The sequence below is a fragment of the Agromyces sp. NPDC052230 genome (assembly GCF_040679595.1).
Taxonomy (GTDB): Bacteria; Actinomycetota; Actinomycetes; order Actinomycetales; family Microbacteriaceae; genus Agromyces.
In genome coordinates, this window is the sequence record NZ_JBFAVC010000001.1 from 792,138 (window position 1) to 816,110 (window position 23,973).

At 71.4% G+C, this 23,973-nt stretch carries 17 protein-coding genes; 11 read left to right on the plus strand and 6 right to left on the minus strand.

Annotation, left to right across the window (positions count from 1 at the left end; translation table 11 throughout):
• Positions 1-2: 2 nt before the first annotated feature.
• The 6 genes from AB0K73_RS03965 to AB0K73_RS03990 all read left to right on the plus strand — a co-directional run bounded on the left by AB0K73_RS03965 (position 3) and on the right by AB0K73_RS03990 (position 7,909).
• The gene (locus AB0K73_RS03965; RefSeq protein ID WP_360510499.1) at positions 3-935 is read left to right on the plus strand and encodes a sugar ABC transporter permease; all 933 of its coding nucleotides are present in this window, start codon (positions 3-5) and stop codon (positions 933-935) included.
• Complete coding sequence (locus tag AB0K73_RS03970; protein WP_360510498.1) at positions 932-1,792, plus strand: carbohydrate ABC transporter permease; 861 nt, start codon at positions 932-934, stop codon at positions 1,790-1,792. Before AB0K73_RS03965 ends, AB0K73_RS03970 begins: the two co-directional genes overlap by 4 nt.
• A complete protein-coding gene (locus AB0K73_RS03975) occupies positions 1,792-2,865 on the plus strand; it encodes an ABC transporter ATP-binding protein (RefSeq protein WP_360510497.1) in 1,074 nt (357 codons plus the stop codon). Before AB0K73_RS03970 ends, AB0K73_RS03975 begins: the two co-directional genes overlap by 1 nt.
• A 7-nt stretch (positions 2,866-2,872) precedes the next feature.
• Positions 2,873-4,129 carry a CehA/McbA family metallohydrolase gene (locus tag AB0K73_RS03980; protein WP_360510496.1) on the plus strand — a complete coding sequence of 419 codons (1,257 nt, stop codon included), beginning with the start codon at positions 2,873-2,875 and terminating at the stop codon, positions 4,127-4,129.
• A gap of 68 nt (positions 4,130-4,197) precedes the next feature.
• A complete protein-coding gene (locus AB0K73_RS03985) occupies positions 4,198-7,089 on the plus strand; it encodes a hypothetical protein (RefSeq protein ID WP_360510495.1) in 2,892 nt (963 codons plus the stop codon).
• 55 nt (positions 7,090-7,144) lie between these two features.
• Complete coding sequence (locus AB0K73_RS03990; RefSeq protein WP_360510494.1) at positions 7,145-7,909, plus strand: GntR family transcriptional regulator; 765 nt, start codon at positions 7,145-7,147, stop codon at positions 7,907-7,909.
• 57 nt (positions 7,910-7,966) lie between these two features.
• On the opposite strand, the gene AB0K73_RS03995 is transcribed toward AB0K73_RS03990, so the two are convergent.
• The 5 genes from AB0K73_RS03995 to AB0K73_RS04015 all read right to left on the minus strand — a co-directional run bounded on the left by AB0K73_RS03995 (position 7,967) and on the right by AB0K73_RS04015 (position 14,897).
• On the minus strand, positions 7,967-8,872 hold the full coding sequence (locus AB0K73_RS03995) for a deoxyribose-phosphate aldolase (RefSeq protein WP_360510493.1): 906 nt from the start codon (positions 8,870-8,872) through the stop codon (positions 7,967-7,969).
• Between the two features lie 247 nt (positions 8,873-9,119).
• The gene (locus AB0K73_RS04000) at positions 9,120-10,439 is read right to left on the minus strand and encodes an FAD-binding oxidoreductase (RefSeq protein WP_360510492.1); all 1,320 of its coding nucleotides are present in this window, start codon (positions 10,437-10,439) and stop codon (positions 9,120-9,122) included.
• Between the two features lie 86 nt (positions 10,440-10,525).
• The gene (locus tag AB0K73_RS04005; RefSeq protein WP_360510491.1) at positions 10,526-12,742 is read right to left on the minus strand and encodes a S9 family peptidase; all 2,217 of its coding nucleotides are present in this window, start codon (positions 12,740-12,742) and stop codon (positions 10,526-10,528) included.
• A gap of 46 nt (positions 12,743-12,788) precedes the next feature.
• Complete coding sequence (locus AB0K73_RS04010) at positions 12,789-13,253, minus strand: LysM domain-containing protein (protein ID WP_360510490.1); 465 nt, start codon at positions 13,251-13,253, stop codon at positions 12,789-12,791.
• 102 nt (positions 13,254-13,355) lie between these two features.
• A complete protein-coding gene (locus AB0K73_RS04015; RefSeq protein ID WP_360510489.1) occupies positions 13,356-14,897 on the minus strand; it encodes a PLP-dependent aminotransferase family protein in 1,542 nt (513 codons plus the stop codon).
• An 86-nt stretch (positions 14,898-14,983) separates the two neighbouring features.
• Here AB0K73_RS04015 and AB0K73_RS04020 point away from each other — a divergent pair, with 86 nt between their 5' ends.
• From AB0K73_RS04020 to AB0K73_RS04040, 5 genes are all read left to right on the plus strand, one after another.
• The gene (locus tag AB0K73_RS04020; RefSeq protein WP_360510488.1) at positions 14,984-15,727 is read left to right on the plus strand and encodes a pyridoxamine 5'-phosphate oxidase family protein; all 744 of its coding nucleotides are present in this window, start codon (positions 14,984-14,986) and stop codon (positions 15,725-15,727) included.
• Positions 15,728-16,080: 353 nt separating this feature from the next.
• Positions 16,081-16,269: a hypothetical protein gene (locus tag AB0K73_RS04025; protein WP_360510487.1), complete on the plus strand. Its 189-nt coding sequence runs from the start codon at positions 16,081-16,083 to the stop codon at positions 16,267-16,269.
• A 62-nt stretch (positions 16,270-16,331) separates the two neighbouring features.
• Complete coding sequence (locus AB0K73_RS04030) at positions 16,332-19,337, plus strand: AAA family ATPase (RefSeq protein WP_360510486.1); 3,006 nt, start codon at positions 16,332-16,334, stop codon at positions 19,335-19,337.
• A gap of 91 nt (positions 19,338-19,428) precedes the next feature.
• Positions 19,429-19,821, plus strand: coding sequence for a hypothetical protein (locus AB0K73_RS04035; RefSeq protein ID WP_360510485.1), 393 nt, complete (start codon positions 19,429-19,431; stop codon positions 19,819-19,821).
• Between the two features lie 59 nt (positions 19,822-19,880).
• Positions 19,881-21,272 (plus strand): threonine/serine exporter family protein, encoded by a 1,392-nt coding sequence (locus AB0K73_RS04040; RefSeq protein WP_360510484.1) that lies wholly within the window; start codon positions 19,881-19,883, stop codon positions 21,270-21,272.
• A gap of 6 nt (positions 21,273-21,278) precedes the next feature.
• On the opposite strand, the gene AB0K73_RS04045 is transcribed toward AB0K73_RS04040, so the two are convergent.
• Complete coding sequence (locus AB0K73_RS04045) at positions 21,279-23,876, minus strand: DUF4062 domain-containing protein (RefSeq protein ID WP_360510483.1); 2,598 nt, start codon at positions 23,874-23,876, stop codon at positions 21,279-21,281.
• Positions 23,877-23,973 lie beyond the last annotated feature (97 nt).

A 23,973-nucleotide genomic window follows, 5' to 3' on the forward strand; every position in this document is an offset into this window, starting at 1 on the left:
CATTGACGACGAGCACCACCACGCCGGCGGGGAGCGCGATCGCTCCCCGCCGGCGGCGGGCCGACGACGTCGCGGGCCTCGGCACGGCCAGGGCCGGCGTCTTCGTCGCACCCGCGTTGATCCTCATCGGCGTCTTCCTGCTGTTCCCCGCCGTGTGGACGATCTGGCTCGGCATGACCGACTACCGGTTGACCGGCCTGCAGGCCGCGTCGCCAGAGTTCGTCGGCCTCGACAACTACCTCGACGCGCTCTCCGACCCCGCCTTCTGGAACTCGCTCTGGCTCACGCTCATCTTCGTGCTGTTCTCGGGCATCATCGGCCAGACCCTCATCGGCTTCGGGCTCGCCTGGTCGGTGCGAAACCTCCGCGGCTGGGCGAAGGCGCTCATCGAGGGACTGGTGCTCGCGGCGTGGGTCATCCCGGCATCCGTCGCCTCATTCCTCTGGCTCGCCCTCCTCGACCGGCGATCGGGCACCGTGAACGCGATGCTCGGCACTGAGGGGAACGCGTGGCTCATCGACCACCCGATGGAGGCGATCATCGTCTTCAACATCTGGGTGGGCACCGCATTCTCGATGCAGCTCTTCTCATCGGCCCTGAGCGCCGTGCCGCCATCGCAGATCGAGAGCGCGAAGATGGTCGGCGCGTCGGGCTGGCAGCAGTTGCGCGACGTGATCGTGCCCAACATCAAGGGCCACATCCTCACGAACACCCTGCTCATCACGCTGTGGACGTTCAACACCTTCACGCCGTACCTTGTGACGGCGGGCGGCCCGAACGGCAAGACGGAGATCCTCTCGGTCTACATCTACAAGACGGCCATCCCCGGCGGCCAGCTCGGACTCGGCGCCGCCATCTCGCTCATCATGCTGCTCATCAATCTCGTCATCGCGCTCGGGTACGTGCGCGTCTCGAGGGGACGGACGAAGCGATGACCACGACGGACCACGTGCAGAAGGTCGCCGCCGATGCGAACGTGCGGCACTTCCTCTCGCGCATCGCGTTCACGATCATCCTCACGATCATCGGCCTGCTCTTCGCCCTTCCGATGGTGTGGCTCGTGCTCGCACCGTTCGACGCGACGCCGACGCTGTCGCTCGAATGGCCCGACTGGACGCTGCAGAACTTCGCACGCCTGGCCGAGAACCCGTACGCCCTGCGATCGATCGGCAACTCGCTGCTCCTCGGCATCGGCACGATGCTCATCGTGGTGGTGCTCGGGGCGCTCGCCGCCTATGCGATGTCCCGCATCCGGATCCCCGGGCGTGACGGCATCCTCTACGGTCTGCTGCTGCTCTCGTCGATCGTCACGGGAACCGCGGCGATGGTCCCGACGTTCCAGATCATCACCCAGCTCGGTCTCATCAATTCCTACGTCGGTGTGCTCCTCGTGCTGGCCGGGGGAATCCTGCCGACCGTGATCTTCATCCTCAAGGACTTCATGGACTCGATCCCGAAGTCGTACGAGGAGTCGGCCCGACTGTACGGCGCGGGCCCGTTCCGGATCCTCCGCGACGTGGTCGTCCCCATCGCGCGCCCCGGCCTCGCGTTCATCGCGATCTGGACGATCGTGCAGGTCTGGGGCAACTTCCTCGTGCCCTTCATCCTGCTCCGGAGCCCCGACCTGCAGCCTGCGGCGGTGCTCATGTACACGTTCTACACCGAGAGCGGCCAGGCCGACCTCCGTCTCATCTCGACGTTCGCGCTGCTCTTCTCCGCGCCCGTCCTCCTCATCTACTTCATCGTCAACCGTCGCTACGGTTTCCGCTTCCATGGAGGTATCAAGTCCTGATGGCCGGCATCACCACTACGCAACTTGTCAAGGAGTATCCCGGTGGGGTGCGCGGCGTCGACGAGATCGACGTCGAGATCCACGACGGTGAGTTCTTCGCCCTGCTCGGCCCGTCGGGTTGCGGGAAGACGACGCTCCTGCGATCCATCGCGGGCCTCGAGGCGATCAGCTCGGGCACGCTCGTCATCGGCGACCGAGACGTCACGAACGCCGAGCCGGGCGTGCGGGGCGTGGCGATGGTCTTCCAGGACTACGCGCTCTTCCCGCACATGGACGTCGGCGACAACATCGCCTACCCGCTGCGGATCAAGCACGTGAAGCGCGACGAGCGCCGCGCCACGGCCGAGCGCGTCGCCGACGGGCTGTCGCTGCAGGGCCTCATCGAGCGGCGGCCCGGCCAGCTCTCGGGCGGACAGCAGCAGCGCGTCGCGCTTGCCCGCGCCGTGGCGACGCGGCCCGACGTGCTCCTCCTCGATGAGCCGCTCTCGAACCTCGACGCGCGGCTCCGGCTCGAGGCGCGCACATTCCTCAAAGAGCTCCAGCGCGACCTCGGTGTCACGACGGTCTTCGTCACCCACGACCAGGCGGAGGCGCTCGCCCTCGCCGACCGCATCGCCGTCATGCGTGCCGGAAAGCTGCAGCAGATCGGCACGCCGCGGGAGGTGTTCCAGCGGCCGAACAACACCTTCGTCGCGGGGTTCATCGGGTCGAACCCAATGAACCTCGTCGCGGCGACGGTCGAGGGCGGCGCGATCGCGATCGGCGAGACGCCCGTGCCCGTGCCCTCCGGCACCGAGTCGCTCGTGCACGATGGGCAGTCGGTCATCTGGGGGATCCGGCCCGAGTACCTGACGTGGTCCGACGCCGAGGAGCCGGGTGGCATCCCCGCGGAGGTCAGCGTCGTCGAGAACCTCGGCGCGAGCGTGCTCATCGCCGTCAACGTCGGCGGCCACAAGTTCCAGGTGGTCGTGCCGGAGCATCGCGAGCCCGCGCCCGGCGATCGCGGCTGGATCGTGCCGCAAGCCGCGAAGACCCTGCTCTTCGACGCCGAGACGACCGAGCGCATCGGCTGAGCGCGCGATGACGACGATCCACCGCCGGATCCCGGTCACGGTCGACCTGCAGAACGAGTCCCGGTACCTCGAGATCCCCTTCGAGGTACCGCCGGGCACCGACTCGATCGAGGTCGCGATCCGGTACGACCGAACGGATGCGGGCATCGACCTCGGTTGCGAAGGAGCGGCCGGATGGCGCGGTTGGTCGGGCGGGGCGCGCACGGAGTACCTCATCCACGCGGATGCCGCGACACCCGGATACCTCCCAGGTGCGCCCGAGGCGGGGGTGTGGAAGGTCGTGCTGGGCCTGCACCGCGTCCCGGCGGAGGGCATCGAGGTCGAAGTCGAGGTCACGATGCCGGCCTCGCGCCCGGTGCCTCCGGTGCCGGATGCAGCGCCGGCGCGTCGCACCGTCCGCGGGAGCGACCGCGGGCTTCCCGCCGTCGACGGGCTCACCTGGTTCGCCGGGGACTTCCACGGCCACACCATCCACTCCGACGGGCGGCTGCCGATCGGCGGGCTCGCCGCGCTCGGCGTGGCATCCGGCCTCGACTTCATGGCGGTGACGGATCACAACACCGTGAGCCACCATGCGCACCTCGGTGCGGAGGGAGCGAAGCACGGCATCACGCTCCTGCCCGGCCAGGAGGTGACCACGCACCTCGGTCATGCGAACGCGTTCGGCGACATCGGCTGGATCGACTTCCGCACGCCGGCCCAGGCGTGGGTGGACGACGTCGACGACCGCGGTGGAATCCTCAGCATCAACCATCCGATCTCCGGCGACTGCTCATGGGTGCACCGACTCGACCGACGTCCCGCGGCGGTCGAGCTGTGGCACTCGACGTGGTTCGCGGAGCTCATCTCGACGGCGCCGCTCGCGTGGTTCCGCACCTGGCCCGCCGGGGCGACCCTGCTCGGCGGCAGCGACACGCACATGCTCGAGGAACCCCAACGTCCGGGCACCCCGACCACGTGGGTCGCCGCCGAAGACGCCTCGGCGGACGCGATCCTCGACGGAGTGCGTGCCGGGCGCACCGCGATCACGGGCAGCGCCGTGGTCGGCGACGCCGCGCTGCTCCCCGAGCTCCTGCGGGCGCCGGCACTCGTGCGGCTCGGGGGTGATGTCGTGGCCGTCGACGCGGAGGGACTCGTGCTCGTCGACGGTGCAGGTCGACGCCGGAGCGTGCGCGCACCCCGCGAGACGTTCGCGGCCGACCCGACTGACGGGCCGTTCCAGCTCGTGCTCGCCGACCGACGCATCATGGCGCTCTGCGCCTGACGGCCGGCACCGCAGCATCACACCGACTCCGTAGACCACCCCGACCCCGACCGACACCCCTCATGACCATGACCCCGATCGATGCGAAGAGAGACGACCGAACCATGGATGCCCCCGACGAACTCGTCGTCGTCCCGCACACGCACTGGGACCGCGAATGGTACGAACCGCACGACGTGTTCCGCCTGCGCCTCGTGCACATGGTCGACCGGCTCCTCGACACGCTCGAGGAGCACCCGGCGTACCGGTTCACGCTCGACGGGCAGGCCGCCGCGATCGACGACTACCTCGAGATCCGGCCGGAGCAGCGTGAACGCGTGATCGCGGCCGTCGAGCGGGGTCAGCTCGCCGTGGGCCCGTTCCTGATCCTCCTCGACGAGTTCCTCTGCGACGGAGAGACGATCGTGCGCAACCTCGAGCTCGGCCTGCGCTCCGCTCGTCGCCTCGGATCCGAGCTGCGCACCGGGTATCTCCCCGACATGTTCGGGCATGCGGCGCAGATGCCGCAGCTCCTGCGCGGGTTCGGGCTCCGCGATGCGATGCTGTGGCGCGGAGTGCCGGCCCGCGTCGACCGGCACGCGTTCGCGTGGGTCTCGCCCGACGGCTCGACCGTGCGCACGGAGTACCTCCTCGACGGCTACGGGAACGCCCTCGACCTGTTCGCACTGCCCGGGCAGCTCGAGGCGCTCGTGGCCGAGTACGGACGATCGATCGCCGACTGGTACGGCACGGACCCGATCCTCGGCATGCTCGGCACCGACCACAGTGCCCCGCCGACCGACCTCGTGCCGACGATCGAGGCCGCCGCGGGACTCGGCGGGATCCGGCTGTCGATCGCCACGGTCGACGGCTACCTCGACCGGGTCGCAGCCGCCTGGCGGGCCGGTGACGACCACGCACTCGCAGGGTGGCCGCTCGTCGAGGGCGAGTTGCGTTCGCACGCGAGGGGCAACCTGCTGCCGGGGGTCTTCTCGATCCGCACCAACCTCAAGCAGGCCATGACTGACGCGGAGCGCCGGCTCTCGACGGCCGAGCGACTCGACGCCGCGTTCGGCGCCGACGATCATCGCGCGTTCTTCTCGACGGCCTGGTATCGCCTCGTCGAGAGCACCGCCCACGACTCGGTGACGGGCTGCGGCGTCGACGCGACCGCTGCGGAGGTCGAGGGCCGCCTGGCGACGGCCGGCCACGTCGCGCGAGCGATCGTCCTGCGCACCATGGAACGGCTCGCGGCATCCGTCACCCCCGACCGCCACGTCGTGGCCAACCCGACCGGCTTCGCACGTCGCGCGCACGTGGAGATCCGGTTGCACGACCCGGAGCGGCTGACACTCGGCGACGGAGTGCAGCTCCTCGACAACCTGCCCGAGGTGCTCGGCGACGAGATGATGACCACCGAGGAACTGCCGAAGCTCCTGAACCGCATCCACGGGCGCGAACTCTTCGGCCAGCTCATCAACGAGTGGAGGTTCACCGACGACGGCGTGCGGTTCGATGTCGCCGAGGCGCCCGTCGGCGACTTCGACCTCGCGGCATTCGTCCTGGAACTCGAGCGTCGCATGGCGTCGGATTCCACGGGCCGGCGTCGCTGGCATGTGGAGATCATCGCCGAGCCCCGCCGGACGGCCGTCGTGGCCGTTCCGATCGGCGGCATCGGCGTCTCCGAGCTCGATCCTGCGACGGCGCGGCTCGGCTCGGATGCCGTGCGGGTCGGCGAGCGTATCCTCGCCAACGACGCCATCACGGCCACCGTCGATGACCGGGGTGCGGTGCGCATCGAGTCCGCGGACGGCACCGTGCTCACAGACGTCCTGCGCCTCGTCGACGAGGGCGATCGGGGCGACTCGTACAACTACGGGCCCGTGGACCCGGCGACCGCGGTGACCGACCCGATCGCCGTCGACGTGCACATGCTCGAGCAGGGGCCGGTCCGCGGCCGTCTGCTCGTGCGACGCCGGTACCAGGTGCCCGCACGACTCGACGTCGTGGACCGCGATCGACGCGAGGGAACCCTCGTCGAGCTGCTCGTCGATACCCTGCTCGAGCTCCGCGAGGGCGAGCCGATGCTCCGCGTGACGGTCGACTTCGTGAACCCCGCCGCCGACCACCGACTGCGGGTGCTCGTGCCGACCGGCGTCGCAGAGTTGCCCGGCTCCTCGGCCGCGGGACAATACGCGGTGACCGAGCGCGGCCGCTCCGGGGAGGGCGGATGGGGCGAGTTCCCACTGCCGACGTATCCGGTCGCGCGGTTCGTGCACGCGGGCAAGGCGTCGCTGCTCGTGACGAAGCACTCGGAGTACGAGATCGTCCGCGACCCGCGGTCCGGCGGCGACGCGATCGCGCTGACGCTCGTGCGCGCGGTCGGGATGATGAGCGTCAACATCCATCCGCTCCGCGACGAGCCCGCGGGTGCCGAGTTCCCGGTGCCCGGGGCGCAGTATCTCGGCACGCGCGTGCGGACCGAGTTCGCCGTGCTGCCTTCCCCCGCGGGGTGGCAGGAGGCCGGTGCCGCCCGTTGGGCGGAGCTCCTGCGCGTCGAGCCCGAAGTCGTGCGCGGGACCCGCGGCGGGCCGACGGTCGTCGGCGGGGTGGCGGGTGCGGGTGGGGCCGCGGGCGCCCTCGCGACGCTGCCGACGGCGCCGGTCCTCGAGGTGCGCGGTGACGTCGTGCTGGAGTCCCTGCGTGTCGTCGATCCGGTGACGGATGCCGCCGGGTCGACGCATATCGCAGCGCACCCGCCAGTCACCGATGCCGTGCTCGAGGCGCGCTTCGTCAACTATCGCGCCGAGCCGCAGGTGCTCGGCGTCGTGGCCGCCGGCACATGGGATCGCACCGACCTGACCGGCCGCATCGTCGAGCGCGACGTCGACCTCGAGTCCACGGTGATCGGCGCCGCCCGGATCGAGACCTTCCGCCGCCGCGACCCGCGCGGACACGCGGACACCCCCGATCGCGGGTGAACCGCAGCATCCGACGACCGTCTACTGTCAGAACAACCGAACAACTGGAGAAGCCATGGCCCAGCTTCCTGAGCAGCGGCTCCCCGTCGAGCTGTTTCTCGACCTCGACCGGGCGGGTCCGGTTCCGCTCTACTACCAGATCGCGAGTCGCCTCGAGAAGGCGATCCGCGACCAGACCCTTCCCGCCGGCGCCCGCCTCGAGAACGAGGTGACGCTCGCCGGGCGTCTCGGACTCTCACGGCCGACCATCCGCCGCGCGATCCAGGAGCTCGTCGACCAGGGCCTGCTCGTGCGCCGTCGCGGGATCGGAACCCAGGTCGTCCACGGCAAGGTGACCCGGAACGTCGAGCTGACGAGCCTCTACGAGGACCTCGAGCGCTCGGGGCGGAAGCCCGAGACCTCCGTGCTGTCGGTCGAGGTGGTGCAGGCGGACGAGCGTGCCGCCGAGGCGCTCGGCGTCGAGCTCGGCGGTGACGTGGTGCACATCTCCCGGCTCCGCAGCGCCGACGGCGTGCCGCTCGCGATCCTCGACAACGTGCTGCCCGGGGCGTTCGCCGACCTCACGCTCGAGTCGCTCGAGAAGCATGGGCTCTACCAACTGCTCCGCGCCCGCGGCGTGACGATGCGAGTGGCGAAGCAGCAGATCGGCGCTCGTGCGGCGAACGCGCATGAAGCCGAGCTCCTCGACCTGCCCCGCGGCGGACCGATCCTCACGATGTCGCGCACCGTGTTCGACAACTCAGGGGTCGCGGTCGAGTTCGGGCAGCACTGCTACCGACCCGACCGCTACTCGTTCGAGGTGACGCTCGTCGATCGCTGAGCTCGACGAGCGACGAGCTCCGCACGGGGAATCCTTCGATCGCGGGTGCGGGGATGGTCAGGCAGCGTGCGCGAGTGCGGCTGCGGTGTCGACGGCGGCCTGGACGTCGCCGTCGGGCGGGTAGACGAGCGCCCTGCCGACGACGAGCCCGCGCACGCCCGGGAGCCCGAGCGCGAGCCTCCAGCTCTCATAGGTCGCTTCGGGATCGTCGCCCCGGTCACCTCCGAGCAGGAGGGTCGGCATCGTCGTGGATGCCATGACGCGCTCCATGTCGTCTACGACGGGCAGCTTCATCCACGTGTACGCCGAGCTCGTGCCGAGGCCCGCGGCAATGGCGACGGACGTGATCACAGCCTCGGGCGAGAGGTCGTTCGTGACGACCCCACCTCGGCGCGAGCACATGAACGGCTCGAGCATGATCGGCACACGGGCCACGGCTGCGGCGGTGACCGCTGCCGCACTCGCCTCGATGGTCGCGGCCGATCCGGGGTCGTCGAGGTCGATGCGGAGGAGTGCCTTCGCGAAGTCGAGGCGATCGCGCACGATGCCTGCGACGTCGTATGCCGTGTAGCGGTCGTCCATCTCGAACGTCGCGCCACGCAGGCCGCCGCGATTCATGGAGCCCACGACGACCTTGTCGTCGAGCGCCCCGAGGAGGGCGAGGTCGTCGATGATGTCGGGAGTGCCGAGCACGCCGTCGACGCCCGGACGGCTGAGCGCGAGCGTCAGCCGGTCGAGGAGCCGGTAGCGGTCGGCCATCGCCATCGGCTCGTCGCCCACGCCGAGGGCGCCACGGGCGGGGTGGTCGGCCGCAAGGATGAACAGGCGACCGTTCTCGCCGAGCAGTGGGCGCGTGGTGCGAGCCGCGTGGGCGGCCGCGATGGCACCAGGATCGGCTGCGCGGCGATCGCGGAGTTCCGCGAAGCGCGCCGGATCGAGGTAGCCGGGATCAGCTCCTGACATCGGCGGCCTCCTCGTCGCCCATGGGATGCAGGTCGATGCCCACACGGCCGATCGTGATGACGTCGAGCGGCGACGTTGCTGTTCTGGTCATGCTTCGCCGTACAACTTTCTCCGATCCCCCGATGCGGAGAACAGTCTACACAGAATGTCCTAACAAAGTTGGGAACCGGCGACGGCGGCCCGTCTTCGCGAGGGCAGCCCGAACTCGGGCCGCCCTCGCGAAGAGCAGGGCGCCGCCGCGCCGGCGTCAGCTCGCCGGCGTGATGTGGTGCGTCGGCCGGAACACGTCGGTCGGATCGACCTCGGCCTTCACGCGCCGGAGCCGCTCGAGCGTCGCCGGCGGGTAGATCGTCGCGGTCACCTCGTCGCCGAACTCCTGCGTGAAGTTGGCGTACGGCCCGCTCGTGAAGCCGAGCGCCTCGGCGAGGTCGGCTCGGATCGCCTCGGCCTGCTCGTCCGCGGCATCCGCCGGCAGCAGGGCGTTCACGATGAAGAGCGCCTGCGCGTCGCGGAACGCGATGGGCGTCGCGTCGGATGCCACGCGCGAGAACGCACCGCCGAGCGCCCGCAGCATGAGCATCGTCGGCGCGGCGACGCCGAGGGCACGTTCGCATGCGGCGAGGAACTCGTCGGAGAGGTCGGGCGCGAACCCGTTGCCACCGACGAAGCGGAACGGCGGCCGTCCGGGAGGCGCCGCCTCGAGCAGATCGCCATAGGCGACCGGGGCCAGCTTCACCTCGGTCACGGAGGGGAGCGACAGGAGTGGCTCGAGGAGCCGCCGCAGCTCCTCCTCGGTGCCGCGCAGCGCCACCGCGAGCTGCGGACCGGCGGGCATCTCGGGCATCAGCTGCGGCATGACGAGGAGCGTCGAGTTGAGCTCGTCAGGGGAGGCGACCGTGATGTCGCGCCAGGCCCGGAGCACCGCGCCGACGTCGGACTGGTCGAACTGCACGTGACCGCCGACGATCCCGTCGACGGGCGCGGCCTGCAGGGTGAAGCGCGTGGCGATGCCGAAGTTTCCGCCGCCGCCTCGGAGCGCCCAGAACAGCTCGGGGTGCGAGTCGGCGTTCACCGTGAGCACCTCGCCGGCGGCCGTGACGACCTCGATCTCGCGCACCAGGTCGACCGTGAGGCCGTGGGTGCGGGCGAGCCATCCGATGCCGCCGCCGAGCGCCAGCCCGCCGACGCCCACGTCGAGCGTGTCGCCCGAGGTGATGCCGAGGCCGTGCGGGGCGAGGGCCGCGGCGACGTCGCCCCAGTGGGCGCCGGCTCCCACGGTGACGAGGCCGTTGTCGCCGACCTCGATCCGGTCGAACTCGGCGAGGTCGATGACCACGCCGTCGGTGGCGGGGAGGCTCCCGTGTCCGCCGCTTCGGACGGAGATCTGCACGTTCGAGTCGACGGCGGCGCGCACGGCGGCGGCCAACTCGTCGACGGTGGAGGGACGGATGACGGCCTCGGGATCACCGGGGCCGTAGAACACGGTACGACCGTCGTCGTACTCGGTGGAGCCGGGGCCGAATGTTCGGCCGGGCACACGCTCGCTCAGGTCAGAGAGAATCGACATGGGTGGAATCCTGACACCGGGGTACGACATCCGACAGTGCCGCTCGCTCAGGGCGGAATCGCTGCGTTTGCATGGGTCGCATGCGGCTACTCGCCGCTCGGATGCGCCTTCGCCCGGTCGATGACCCACGCGTACGCGAAGGCCCGCTCGCGCCACGCCGAGTACCGCCCCGAGACCCCGCCGTGCCCGGCCGCCATCTCGATCTTCAGCAGCGCGTCGGCACCGGCCTCGCGCAGGCGCGCCACCCACTTCGCCGGCTCCACGTAGAGCACGCGCGTGTCGTTCAGCGATGTCACCGCGAGGATCGGCGGGTAGTGCGCGCCCCCGTGCGCACTGTCGTGCACGTTCTCGTAGGGCGAGTACCCCTTCATGTACGCGTACACCTCGGCGTCGTCGAGCGGGTTCCCCCATTCGTCCCACTCGATCACGGTGAGCGGCAGCGTCGGGTCGAGGATCGAGGTCAGCGGGTCGACGAACGGCACCTCGGCGAGGATGCCCGAGAAGTACTTCGGGGCCATGTTCGCGACGGCGCCCATGAGCAGTCCGCCGGCGCTCCCGCCCTGGGCCACGAGCCGGTCGGGTGCGGTGATGTCGTTGTCGACGAGGTGCCGGGCCACCGCGACGAAGTCGGTGAACGTGTTGCGCTTGGCGAGCTTCTTGCCGTGCTCGTACCAGAGCCGGCCCATCTCGCCGCCACCGCGGACGTGCGCGACCGCGAAGACCATGCCGCGGTCGAGGAGCGACAGTCGGGGGATCCCGAACCCCGGGTCGATGGAGTGCTCGTACGAGCCGTACCCGTAGAGCAGCGCCGGCGCGGGCGTGCCGAGCTCGACGAGGTCGGGCCGGTACACGAGCGACACGGGGATCCGCGTGCCGTCGTCGGCGACCGCCCACTCGCGGCGCTGGGCGTACCGTGTCGGGTCGTAGCCGCCGAGCACGGGCTGGCGCTTGCGCAGCCGCCGCTCGCCAGTGGCGACCACGATGTCGTAGACGGTCGCGGGCGTCACGAAGCTCGAGTATCCGAGGCGGAGGGTCGGCTGCTCCCAGGAGGGGTTTCCGCCGACGCCCACCGAGAAGAGCGCCTCGTCGAACGGAAGCTCGTGCAGGGTGTCGTCGGGCGTCGCATCCGCTGGGATCCCGGCCGGCGGCACCTTGGCGATCGCGACACGGGCCAGCCCCTCGCGTCGGTACTCGACCGCGACGAAGTCGCGGAACGCATCGATGCCCTCGAGGCGCACGGCGGGATCGTGCGGCAGCAGCATCCGTCGCGGTCCCTGCGGGTCGGATGCCGCGACGCTCACGAGCTCGAAGTTCACCGCTCCGTCGTTGTGCACGATGAGCAGGCGATCGCGTCCGCCGGCGATGACGTGATCGACGTCGTACTCGACGCCGTCCTTGCGCGGCCACACGACGCCGAACTCGCCCGTCGGGTCGGCGGTGTCGAGCAGCCAGGTCTCACTCGTGACGTTCGAGCCGGCCTCGATGACCATGAACCTGCGGCTGCGGGTGAGGCCGACCCCGAGCCAGAAGCGCTCGTCCTCCTCCTTGAAGACCGGGACGTCGTCGGATGTCGCGGTGCCTACCTCGTGTCGCCAGATCGTGTCGGGGCGCCACGACTCGTCGACCGTGGCGTAGAAGACGTAGCGACCGCTCGGGTCGAACACCGCACCGCCGGCCGTGCCCTCGATGAGGTCGTCGTACTCGCGACCCGATCCGTCGATGGCACGCAGGCGCAGCGTGTAGCGCTCGTCGCCGTCGGTGTCGATCGCGTACAGGAGCGTGGAGCCGTCGGCGGTCACGTCGAAGCTGCCGAGCGCGTAGTAGTCGTGACCCTCGGCCTCGATGTTGTCGTCGAGGAGCACCTGCTCGCCGGGGAGCGGCTCGTACGTGTCTCGATACGCGTCGCCTCCGGCGCCGCTGCTCGACAACCGATCCGTCAGCTCATCGCCCGTCATCTCGGGGAGCACCGGGGGTTCCCAGTCGTCGGATGCCGCGACGGGCGCGCGGCAGTGGATGCCGTACTGCCTGCCCTCGACCGTGCGCGTGAAGTACCACCAGTCGCCCTCACGAGTGGGAACGGAGAGGTCGGTCTCTTTCGTGCGGTCCTTGATCTCCTCGAACAGCTGCTCCTGAAGGAGCATGAGGTGCTCGGTGCGGGCCTTGGTGTAGGCGTTCTCCTCGTGCAGGTGCGCGATGACGGTGGGATCGTCCTTCGCGCGGAGCCACTCGTAGTCGTCGTGCACGACGTCGCCGTGGTGCACGCGCTCGGTCGGTCGCTTCTCGGTCTTCGGAGGAGTGAGCACGTGTCCACGCTACGCGCTCGCCGAAACACTCGGGAAACGAAGGGGTCTACCCCGTCTTGGTCCAGTCGAGGTTGATGACGTCGCCGATGTACACGGTCTCGCCGAAGTCGTGCACCTGCGGGTTCATGCGCAGGAGCTGCTGTTGCGGCAGTTCGAAGCGCTGCGCGATGTCGAAGAAGCTGTCGCCCTCGACCACCGTGTAGCTCGCGGGCACGCCGGCCGCATCGAGCACGGGCGTGCCGGTGGCGCCCGGTCGCGGGCCGGTGTCGTACGCCGGGCCCCACTCCACGACGGGCGCGGGCGCGTTCGGCACGGGCTCGGGCGCGGGCGGGGGTGGCGGCGCGGGCGGCGGCGGGGCGGGTTCGGGGGTGGGCGTCGGGGTCGGCGTCGCGGTGACCGTGGCGGTGACGGTCACCGGCGGCGGTGTCGGGACGGGCGCCCCGGTGCATCCGCTCAGCAGCAGGGCCATGAGCCCGGCGGATGCCGCAGCCGTGCCGGAATTCCGCCGCATCGAGCCTCCCCATCGACGTGCCAGGCGGCTCTCTCGAGGAGGGCCGGTCGCGCCAGCCTAGCGACCCTGGGCCCGGCCGCGACATCCGGCGTCCACAGGATGTCAGGTCGCGGCGACGATCGCCGCCCGGATGCGTGCGAGCGCCTCCGCGAGCTGGGTGTCGCCGACGCCGGCGTACCCGAACACGAGCCCGGCGTGCAATGCGTCGGGCACGGCGGAATAGCCGCTGAGCGCCGCGACCGCGACGCCCTCGCCCGCGAGCCGGGCGACCACGGCCTGCTCGGATTCATGATCGGCCAGCCGCAGCACCGCGTGCAACCCGCCGTCGAGTCCCGAGAGCGGGGCGCCGGGAAGGGCGCCCAGCACCTCGATGACGAGCCGACGCCGGTGCGCGTAGTCGCGGCGCGTCGCGGCGATGTGCCGACGCACCGCACCGCTCGCGAGCAGCGCGGCCGCGGCGTCCTGCGCCACCCCCGCGACCGGGCAGGGCTCGTCGTCCCTGACCTGCGCGAGGGCGCGACGGAACGCGGCGTTCGCCGGCAGCACGAGGTACCCGAGCCGCAGCCACGGCGTGAGCACCTTCGAGAAGCTGCCGACGAGCACGACGCTGCCGTTGTCGTCGTCGGCGTTGTCGTCGGCGCCGTCGCTCCCATCGCTGCCGTCCCTGCCGCCGCCGTCGAGCGACGCGAGCGCCGGCAACGGCGGACCCAGGTGACGGTACTCGCTGTCGTAGTCGTCCTCCAGCACGAAGCCGCCGTGCTCCCGCGCCCACTCGATGAGCGCGAGTCGTGCCGAGACCGGCAGCCGCCCGCCGAGGGGGTACTGGTGGCTCGGCGTGACCATGACCGCGTCGGGCGGCTGCGGCATCCGCTGCACCGCATCGACGACGATGCCGTCGGCGTCGACCGGAATCGGCACGATGCGGGCACCCCGCCGTTCGAGGGTGCGACGGGCGGAGGGGTAGCCGGGGTGCTCGACGGCGATCACGGGCGGACGGCCGGCGATGACGGCGAGACCGGATGCCGCGAGCGCGAGCGCGTCGCTGGTGCCGGCCGTGACGACCACGTCGTCGGCCTCGCATGCGACCCCCCGGGCCTGCCGCAGGTGGTCGGCGATCTCCTCGCGCAGGCGGCGGACGCCGAATGGTGGCGGCGGCTGCGACGGGATCTCGAGCGCCGCGGCGTGGCGCCAGGCCGACCGCCACGCCCGGGTGTCGATGCGCGAGGTCGACGGGCGGCCGGGCCGGAGGTCGATGCGCGGAGCTGCCGACTCGGCCAGTTCGGCCGCCGGCCCGGCCGCACCCGGTGAGCGAGTCGTCACCGACGGTTGGCTCGGATGCCGCGGAGGCGACCAATGATGACGACTCGATGGCGGAGCGGCGCCCGCGGCGCGCTCGGCGAGCTCCGCCACGCGCGTGGGCGCCCCCTGCCGCAGCTCCAGGTAGCCCTCACCGGCGAGCTGCTCGTACGCGGCGACGACGGCGCTGCGCGAGACGCGGAGCTCCGACGCGAGCGCGCGCGTCGAGGGCACGGCGTCGCCCGGACGAAGGGCCCCGTCGAGGATCCCGCGCCGCAGCCCCTCGACGAGTTGCACGCCCACGGTCTGTTCGGCGTTGCGGTCGATGGCGAGGATGGGGCCGTCCATGCGTCCTCCAAGGAACTCAACTGGACTGTCGGAAGCTGCAGCAACTGGACTGCTCGGCGAACCAGTGTGCTGGCGAGACTAGCAGCGTGACCACGACAGACACCACCGCCATCCGAAGCGGCCGACGCATCCGTCGCATGCCCGAACGGCAGACCACCGACCGCGATGCACTCCTCACCCTCCTCGACGGCGAGCTCGTCGGCCACCTGGCGGCCGTCGTCGACGACGAACCCGTCGTCGTGCCCATGGGCTACGCCCGGGTGGGCGAGCACGTCCTCGTGCACGGCTCGACGGGCGGTGGGTTCGCCCTGCGCGCCGCGGCCGAACGCGCGACCGTCGCCTTCGCGGTGACCGCGCTCGACGCACTCGTATACGCCCGCTCGCTCTTCGACAGTTCGATGAACTACCGCAGCGCCGTCGTCTACGGCGTGCTCGAGACCGTCCCCGCCGAGGAGACGGATGCCGCACTGCTCGCGCTCTCGGAGCGGCTCATGCCCGGCCGGGCCGCGGAGGTGCGCGGCACGACCCGCAAGGAGACGGCGGCGACGCGCGTCCTTCGCCTCGCGCTCGACGACGTGGTCATGAAGGTTCGCGCCGCCGGGGCATCCGAGGATCCCGACGACGGCGAGGACCGCACGGCGTGGGCCGGCGTCGTTCCGCTCGTGCGCACCTGGGGCGCGCCCGAGCCCTCGGTGCTGACCGCACCCGGAACCGCCGTCCCGGACTCCGTGATCGCACTGACGACCCGCGTTTCGGGCGGGCCTGCTCCGAGGCGGAAGTCCGTGGTTCCCCTGATGCCCGCCGTTTCCGGCGAATCCAGACTTTCCTGATGGAAAGGAGGTGCGACATGTTCGCGACCATGCTCGTGCTCGGTCTGCTCGCCGCTTCGGCGATCGCGACCGCGCTCGTGCAGTTCCGGCGCGACGGCTACGGCCGTACGCCGACGGTGCTGCACTGAGTCCACACGACCCGACGAACGTACGCGCCTCCGACCGACTCCAACCAGGTCGATCGGCCACGCCCGGACCCCTGCGTCCGGGCACGCCGGGCGGCTGAGCCACCTCAGGCGCCCGGAGCCCCACCCCCGCCCGGAAATAGGGCGATCTCCCGATGGTTCGAGGGTGCCTTAGCGCGCACGCTGTAGGCATCCGATCGAATGCATCGGAACACCCCAGGAGGAATCATGCAGTTCTCGGCAGACTTCATCGCACTCGGAACGCACCGCGCCGACGTGCGCGCCGCCGAGCACGAACTCGGCCTGCGGATGAGCGCCCGGGAGCGCGGAGCGGATGACGCGGACGCGTCATCCGCCGTCGCCTCCGAGCGCCGTCGCAGCCACCGTCGCGCGCCGCGCCTCGCGTTCCTCCGGTGAGTAGCGCGGCCGCGGTGGGCGCACCCGTGCCGGTTGTCGGCGGTGAGTGGCACCATGGGATGGTGACCACGTCAGCGCCGGCCATGATCGGCCGAGACGCCGACCTCGCGAGGCTCAACGAGCGCCTCGACGAGGTGCGTGCGGGTGCGCCCTTCACCGTCATCATCGGCGGCGAGGCCGGCATCGGCAAGACGCGGCTCATCCGCGAGTTCGAGGCGGGGCTCCCCGCCGAGGTGCGCCTGCTCGCCGGGCAATGCGTCGACCTCGGTGATGTCGCGGCCCCGTACGCGCCCGTGAAGGCGGCGCTCCGCGCCCTTGTGGCCGAGGAGGGCGCCGAGCGGGTGCTCGACGCCGTCGGCCCCGGTCGTGCCGCCTTCATCGCCCTCCTGCCCGAGCTCGCGCCGGCGGGAGCGACCTCGGCCACGGCCATCGCGAAGGCCGACGCCGGCGCCGCCCCGGGGCAGTTGCACGAGGCCATCGCCGTGCTCCTCGAGACCTTCTCGCGCGAGCGGCCCATCGTGCTCGTCATCGAAGACCTCCACTGGATCGACGCGGCGAGCCTCGCCCTGCTCCGCTTCCTCATGCACGCACTCGGCTCGAGCCGTGTGCTCACGCTGTTGACCTATCGCACCGAAGACGTCACCCGGGGGCATCCGGTACGTGGGTTCCTCTCCGAGGCCGAGCGCGACCGGTGGGTCGAACGCCGCGATCTCGCGCGGCTCTCGCGCAGCCAGGTGCGCAAGTTGGCGAAGTCGCTGATCACCGACCTGACCCCCAGCGAGCAGGTGCTCGACACGGTGTTCCGCCGCAGCGACGGCGTGCCGTTCTTCGTCGAGGAGCTCGTCGGCATCGACGGATGTCGCGACGAGGGCTTCGTGCCCGACACCCTCCGCGAACTCCTGCTCGGCCGCTACGAGCGCCTCAGCGAGCACGCCCAGGAGCTGCTGCGGCTCCTCTCCATCGGCGGCGTCTGCGTCTCGCACCCGATGCTCGCCGCGGTCTACTCCGGCACGGCCGACGAGCTCGACGCCGCCGCCCGTGAGTCCGTGCTCTTCGGCGTGCTCATGATCGACGGCGACGACTACACCTTCCGGCACGCGCTCGTGCGCGAGGCCATCCTCTCCGACCTGCTGCCCGGCGAACGGGCGCGGTTCCACGCCCGTTACGCCGAGGCGTACGAGGCAGCCGCCGCAGCCGGCACGAGGCGTTTGGCGGCCGAGATCTCGTTCCACTGGCTCGGCGCGAACAACGCCGGCCGGGCGTTTCCGGCCACCATGCAGGCCATGGACGAAGCACGATCCGCCGCGGCGTACGCGACCGCCGCGCAACTCGGCGAGCGGGCCCTCAGCCTGTGGGACGTCGTGCCCGATCCCGCCGCGGCAGCGGGCATGAGCAAGCTCGAGCTCATGGGCCGCACCGCGTCGCACCTTCGCCGTGCCGGCGAGGGCGAGCGCAGCCTTGCGCTCGTGAAGGCGGCGCTCGCCGAGTGCCCGGTGGAGGATCCGAACTACCCGCGCCTCCTGCGCGACAAGGCGCTGTACCTCGCGAATGTCGGCAAGCCGGGGTCGATCGCGCTGCTCGAGGAGGCGCTCGAGGCACTCGGCGCGCGCGGCGACCTCGGCCCCAGCGATCTCCGAGCCGATATCCTCGCCGTGCTCGCCGGCCGTCTCATGATCAGCGGCCGTCGCGACGAGGCCATCGGGGTGGCCGAGCGTGCGCTCGACGTCGCCACGGCGATCGGCTCGAGCCGCTACCAGTCGATCGCCCGGAACATCGAAGCGGTCTGTCGAATCACCCGAGGCGAGGTCGAGCGGGGCCTCGAGCTCCTCGAGGAGGTGCGACGCCTGGCCGACGGCGATGGCACGGCACTGCTGCGGTACTGGGTCAACGCGTCCGACGTGCACCACCTCATCGGCAACCACCACGAGGCGGTCCGTCTCGCCGAGGAGGGGCTCGCCGAGGCCCGATTGCAGGGTGTCGAGCGCAGCACCGGGGTCATCCTCGCCTCGAACGCCGTCGAACCGCTCCTCGCGCTCGGCGAATGGGAGCGGGCCGCAGAGCTCGGCGATCGGGCACTGGCGCTCGACCCGCCCACGCCGTTCACCGTCTACCTGCTGCGCGGCAAGATCTGGTCGCTGCTCTGGCAGGGCGAGACGGCCGCCGCAACCAGCCTCTTCCGCCGGGTGCGGCCGTCGATCGTGAGCGTGATGGAAGTCGAGATGCAGACGAGACTCGGCTCCGGTCGCCTGGCCGCCGAGCTCGCGCTCGCGAACGACGATCTGCCGGGTGCGTGGCGTGAGGCGAGGGCCATCCTCGACGAGGAGTTGCCGCCACTGCCCGGTTATGCGGCGCCGTTCCTCTGGGTGGCCGCTCGCGTGGTGGCCGCGGTGCGAGCACGACCCGAGGCCCTGCCCGACGAGGCGCGCGTCGAGGTCGAGGCGGCCGTGCCCGCGTTCCGGTCCCTGCTCGATCGCATCGGGTTCTGGCCGACCGCCTGGATCTGGTCGGCCATGTTCGAAGCAGAGCTCGCCGAGGCATCCGAGGGCGCGGGAGCAGCAGTCGCGGGCACGGATGTCGCGGCCTGGCGTGCGGCCGTCGAGGCGGCTGCGGCTCCCCAGGCACCCGGATTCCTTGCTCCCTACGCCCTGCTGCGCCAGGCCGAAGCGGAGCTGGCCATCGCCGACCGCGCGGCCGCACGGGGTTCGCTGCAGGCCGCCTTCGATGTCGCCGAGTCGAGCGGGGTGAAGGCCGTGCGCGATCGCATTCTGCGCGTCGGCTCCACCGCGGGAATCCCCATCGAAGGGGTGGGCGGCGGTGCCGGCCTCGTCACGCCGGCGGGCGGCATCGCCGACTCGGTGGCCTCCGACGACGCCGCTGCCGCGGCCGAACTCACCGCCCGCGAACGCCAGGTGCTGGAGCTCATCGCCGAGGGCCTCAGCAACCGGCAGATCGGTGAACGGCTCTTCATCAGCGGCAAGACCGCGAGCGTGCACGTCTCGGCGATCCTGCGCAAGCTCGGGGCGGCCACCCGCACCGAGGCGGCCTACCGGGCAGGTGCACTGCGCTGAGCGAAGGGCGCCGGCGGGCCGTTGGTCCCGAGTGCACGGCCGGGGCGCCGCCATGCTGTGCTCATGATTCCCCTCGTGGACGGCGTCTGACATGCGAACCCGACGGATCATCGCGATCGTCCTGGCCTTCGTCGCCCTGCCCCTGCTCGTGTTCGGCCTCATCGACCCGCTGGAGGGTGGCATCGCGCTGCTCGCCGCAATCGCGCTGGGCGTCGTCGTCTGGGCGCTCGCGCAAGTGCCTCTGCCCAAGTTGCTCTGGATCTCACTGATCGTGACGGTCGCGATCGGCGCGCTGACGCTCGGGCTCGCGATCTTCGGAGCAGGGGAGGGCGCTGGCGACGGCACCGCGACCAACCCGATCTTCCCGCTCATCGGGCTCCTCTGGCTGTGGCGAGTCGGCGTGCTCGTGGTGCTGGCCGGAGCGGTCCTCTACATCGTGCGTCTGTTCCAGAGCCTGCGGCACTCCTCGTCGAGGCCATCGTGATCGGCGAGGGATCGCCGGGGCCTGGCGGGGCGGTCGGCGACTCCCATTAGTCTGAGCGCATGCTCGACTGGGGTGAGTGGATCTCGTGGACGATCGCCGCGGGCGTGCTTGCCGTGGCCGCCGTGTTGCTCATCGCCCTCCGACCACGCGCCCGACGCGACCTCGCCGCAAGTGTGCAGGCATCCACCCACACGGGATCCGTTCCGGTGTCTGCGGAGGCGGCTCCCGATTCGGCCGCCACGCTCGCCGCCACCGAGACCGTGGGCGACGCGATGATCCAAGCGGGCTACTCGGTCACCACGGTGCGCAGCGCCCTCGAGGACATCGCACGTGTGAACAACCTGCCGGCGAGCCAGGTGGTGGTGTTCCCGACCGCGCTGCTCGTCTCCGCCCGCGGCGAGGGCGAGCATGTCGGCGAGCAACGCACGGGCGCCATCACGAGCGGTGAGGGCCGCCTGCTCCTGGCGCAGGTCGACGAGCTGCAACGAACCGTCGACGCCGCGCGCCTGGGAGTGCTCGATCCGGCGTCCACGATCGAGCGCATCCGGCGGATCCGGGAGCTGCCGCCTCCGTACGGACGGGTCTCGCGCATCATCGGCTACGCGTTCCTGAGCGGCGCGCTCGCGGTGATGCTCGGCACGACATGGACCGGCGTCGCGGTCGCCGTGGTGCTCGGGGCGCTCGTCGGCGCCGCCCTCCTCGTGGGTGAAAAGGCGCCACGACGGTACGGCGCCCTCATCACGGTCGGCGTTGCCCTCGGTGTCTCGCTCGTGGTGTTCCTGCTGCTCGACGCGGGCTTCGGGCCGCGCATCCTGGCCGCGCTCATCGCGCCGCTCGTCGTGCTGCTGCCCGGAACACTCCTCACCACCGCGGTGATCGAGCTGTCGACCGGGCAGATGATCTCGGGTGCCGGGCGCCTCGCCGCGGGAGGGATGCAACTGGTGCTCCTCGCCGCGGGCATCGTCACCGCGGGCGCGCTCGTGGGCGTGCCCGACTACGACTTCGCCGAGCACCCCGAAGCCCTCGGCCCCATCGCGCCGTGGATCGCCGTCGCCGTGTTCGGCGTGGGGATCGCCGTGCACCAGTGCGCACCACGGCGTTCGTTGCCCTGGATCCTGCTCGTGCTCTACGTCGCCTACGGGGCGCAGGTGATCGGCGACGTGTTCCTCGGCGGCGTGCTCTCCGCGTTCGTGGGGGCGCTGGTGGTCACGCCGGTGACGGCGCTCGTCGCCCGCCAGCCCTCGGGACCCGCGGCGCTCGTCAGCTTCGTGCCGGCCTTCTGGCTGCTCGTGCCCGGCGCGCTCGGACTCGTCGGGGTGGCCGACGTGCTCGGCGGTGACGCCGGCGGCACGAACTCCCTCACCGCGACGATCGCCACCATGGTGGCCATCGCGCTGGGAGTGCTCGCCGGGTCGGTCGTCTCGAATCGGATGCAGCGGCCACCACTCTGAGGGCGGTCAGACGTCGGCCGGCTGCCCCGTTGCGAGCACGAGTTCGAGCGCGGCGCGCCGCGGCATCGCCCGTCCGCGCGCCCGTGCCGCCTCGAACTCGGCGGCTCGCTCCGACGCGAGCACCTGTTCGACGAACGGCCCGTAGGTGACGTACGACCGCTGCTCGATCAGGCCCGTGCGGGTGCGCACCGTCTCGGCCGCCCCGAGGAGCAGACCGGAGCGTTCGATGTCGCCCATCACGGCGGCGCAGGCCGCCAGCCCCTCGAACGCGTATCCGACTCCGTCCTCGTTGCCCAGTTTCAACGAGAGCTCCAAGTGCCGTGCGAAGAGCTCGGGTCGGGCCTCGCCGAGCGCGAGCCGGGCCCAGCCGGCGTTCGTGAGCGACAGGCTCTCGACGAAGAGGTCGCCGAGGCGCCTCGCGTCCTCGCGCACAGCGTCGAAGATCGCGAGTGCCCGGTCGGCGCGCCCCCTGAAGAGCTCCACGCTGCCCAGCGCGCCGCGGAACAGCGCTTCGAACGTGGGGTCGCCACCCGCGACCAGCTCGAGCGCGTGCTGCTGCGTGGCGGCGGCGCGATCGAGGTCGGGCGGCGATGCCGACGTGCACGCGATGCTCAGCACCGTGAGCGCGCACGCCTCGCTCAACGCGTCGCCCGCCGCATGGAACAGCGCGACGCTCTCCTCGATCGGTGCGGGATCGACCACGGTGCCGGGTTGCGACAGGGAGACCCATGACGAGAACCCGAGGGCGATGGCGCGGCTGCGGTCGGCGAGCGGGACGCCGGCCGCGAGGATGTCCTGCATCCACGCCTTCGCCTCGGGGAGGAGGTTGCGGATCCACCAGTAGAGGAGGAGCCGCCAGACCGCGTCGGCGACCGCGTCGACCTCACCGATGGAGATCAGGTGATGGAACGCGGCGCGCAGGTTGTCACGCTCCGCCTCCAGCCTCGCGATCGCGGCCAGCTGCGTGGCGCCCCGCAGGAGGGGCTCGGTCTCGGCGGCGAGCCGCAGGAAGAAGGCGCCGTGCGCGCGACGCGCGGCGGCGGCATCCGGATCCTGCTCGAACCGTGCGGTCGCGATCTCGCGCACGGGCACCAGCATCGAGAAGAGCGGCAGTCCGTCGGCATCGTGCTGGCGCACCAGGCTCCCGTCGACGAGTTCGAGGAGCGTGCCGAGCAGATCACCGGCCCACGGGGCATCGCCGGCGACCGCCTCCACGGCGTCGAGGCTGAAGTCGCCCGCGAAGATGCCGAGCCGCGTGAACAGTGCCTGCGCCTCGGGTTCGAGCAGGTCGAGGCTCCACGCGACCGTCGCCTCGATGGTGCGCTGCCGGTCGGGGAGGTCCCGCGCGGCGGTGGTGAGCAGGGGGAGCCTCCGGTCGAGCCGATCGAGCATCGCGGCCGGGGTGAGGGCGCGAATGCGGGCCGACGCGAGTTCGATCGCCAGGGGCACGCCCTCGAGCGCTCGGCAGAGCCGGGCGACGTCGTCGGCGTTCTCGGCCGTGACGTCGAATCTGGGGTCGGCCGCGCGAGCTCGCTCCCGGAACAACTGCACCGACGGCGCCTCGAGGATCGCCTCCACCGAGCCGAGCTCGGGATCGGCGGGAACGCCGAGCGGCTCCACATCGAACACCTGCTCGCCGCGCACCCGCAGCCGGGCGCGGCTGGTGACGAGGAACGTCGCGCCGGGCAGGTCGGTCAGGAGGGAGCTCACGTCCGGCGCGGCCGCGATCACCTGCTCGAAGTTGTCGAGCACGATGAGGTCGCGACGACCGGCGCGGGCCGCGCGCAGGCGCTCGCCGATCGGTCTCTCGTGGCCGGCGACGAGTCCCAGGGCGCCGGCGATGGCCGGGAGCACGTCGGTCGGATTCGCGACGTGCTCGAGGACGACGAACGTCACCCGGTCGAACCGGTCGACGGCGCGGCGGGCCACCTCGATCGCGAGCCGGCTCTTGCCGATGCCGCCGGGCCCCGCCAACGTGATGAGGCGGCGACCGTTGTCGCCGAGCCATCCGAGGAGCGTCTCGATCTCACGTTCGCGGCCCACCGCATCGGTGTACGGAGCCGGGACGCGCCCCGTCGGGGCGTCCTCGTCGGGCGTCGGGCCCGACCGACTCACTCGTGACGCGTCGAACCGCTCGGCGAGGAGCGTCGCCAGATCTCCCGAGAGGAGCTCGGCGAGCTCGTCGGCGTCGGAGAACGACCTGTACGAGGCGTCGTCGTCGCTGCGGATGCGGGCGAGCAGCGCGCCCAGTCGCTCGTCGACCTGGGCGGGCTGCTTGAGGTAGATGAGCTTCGGCACGTCGCGGGCGGCGAGACGATACTCGTCCTCGAGGCCTGACACCTCCTCGCCGGGGGCGACCCAGCCGTACTGCTGCCAGTAGATGCCCACGAACACGTCGCTCTGCTCGAGGTACGCGCGGTACAGGTCGCGGGGCGGATGCGGGCGCGCGCCGAGCTCGAACATGACGGGCGCGAGCCGCAGCCGCTCGATCGCGTCGCGAACCGCCCGGCGTTCGGGTTCGAGCTCTCGCAGCGTCGAGCTCACGAACACGCGCAGCCGCTGGTCGGGGGTGCGGATCACGGATGACTCGGAGCCGGCGCTCACGACGACTCCGCCTGTGCCGCGCGGGCGCATCGCCGCTGGTGCCCCATGCTTGCCATTGTCGGGCGCGGCCCCGCCGGCGTCCAGCACCCGCCGGCGT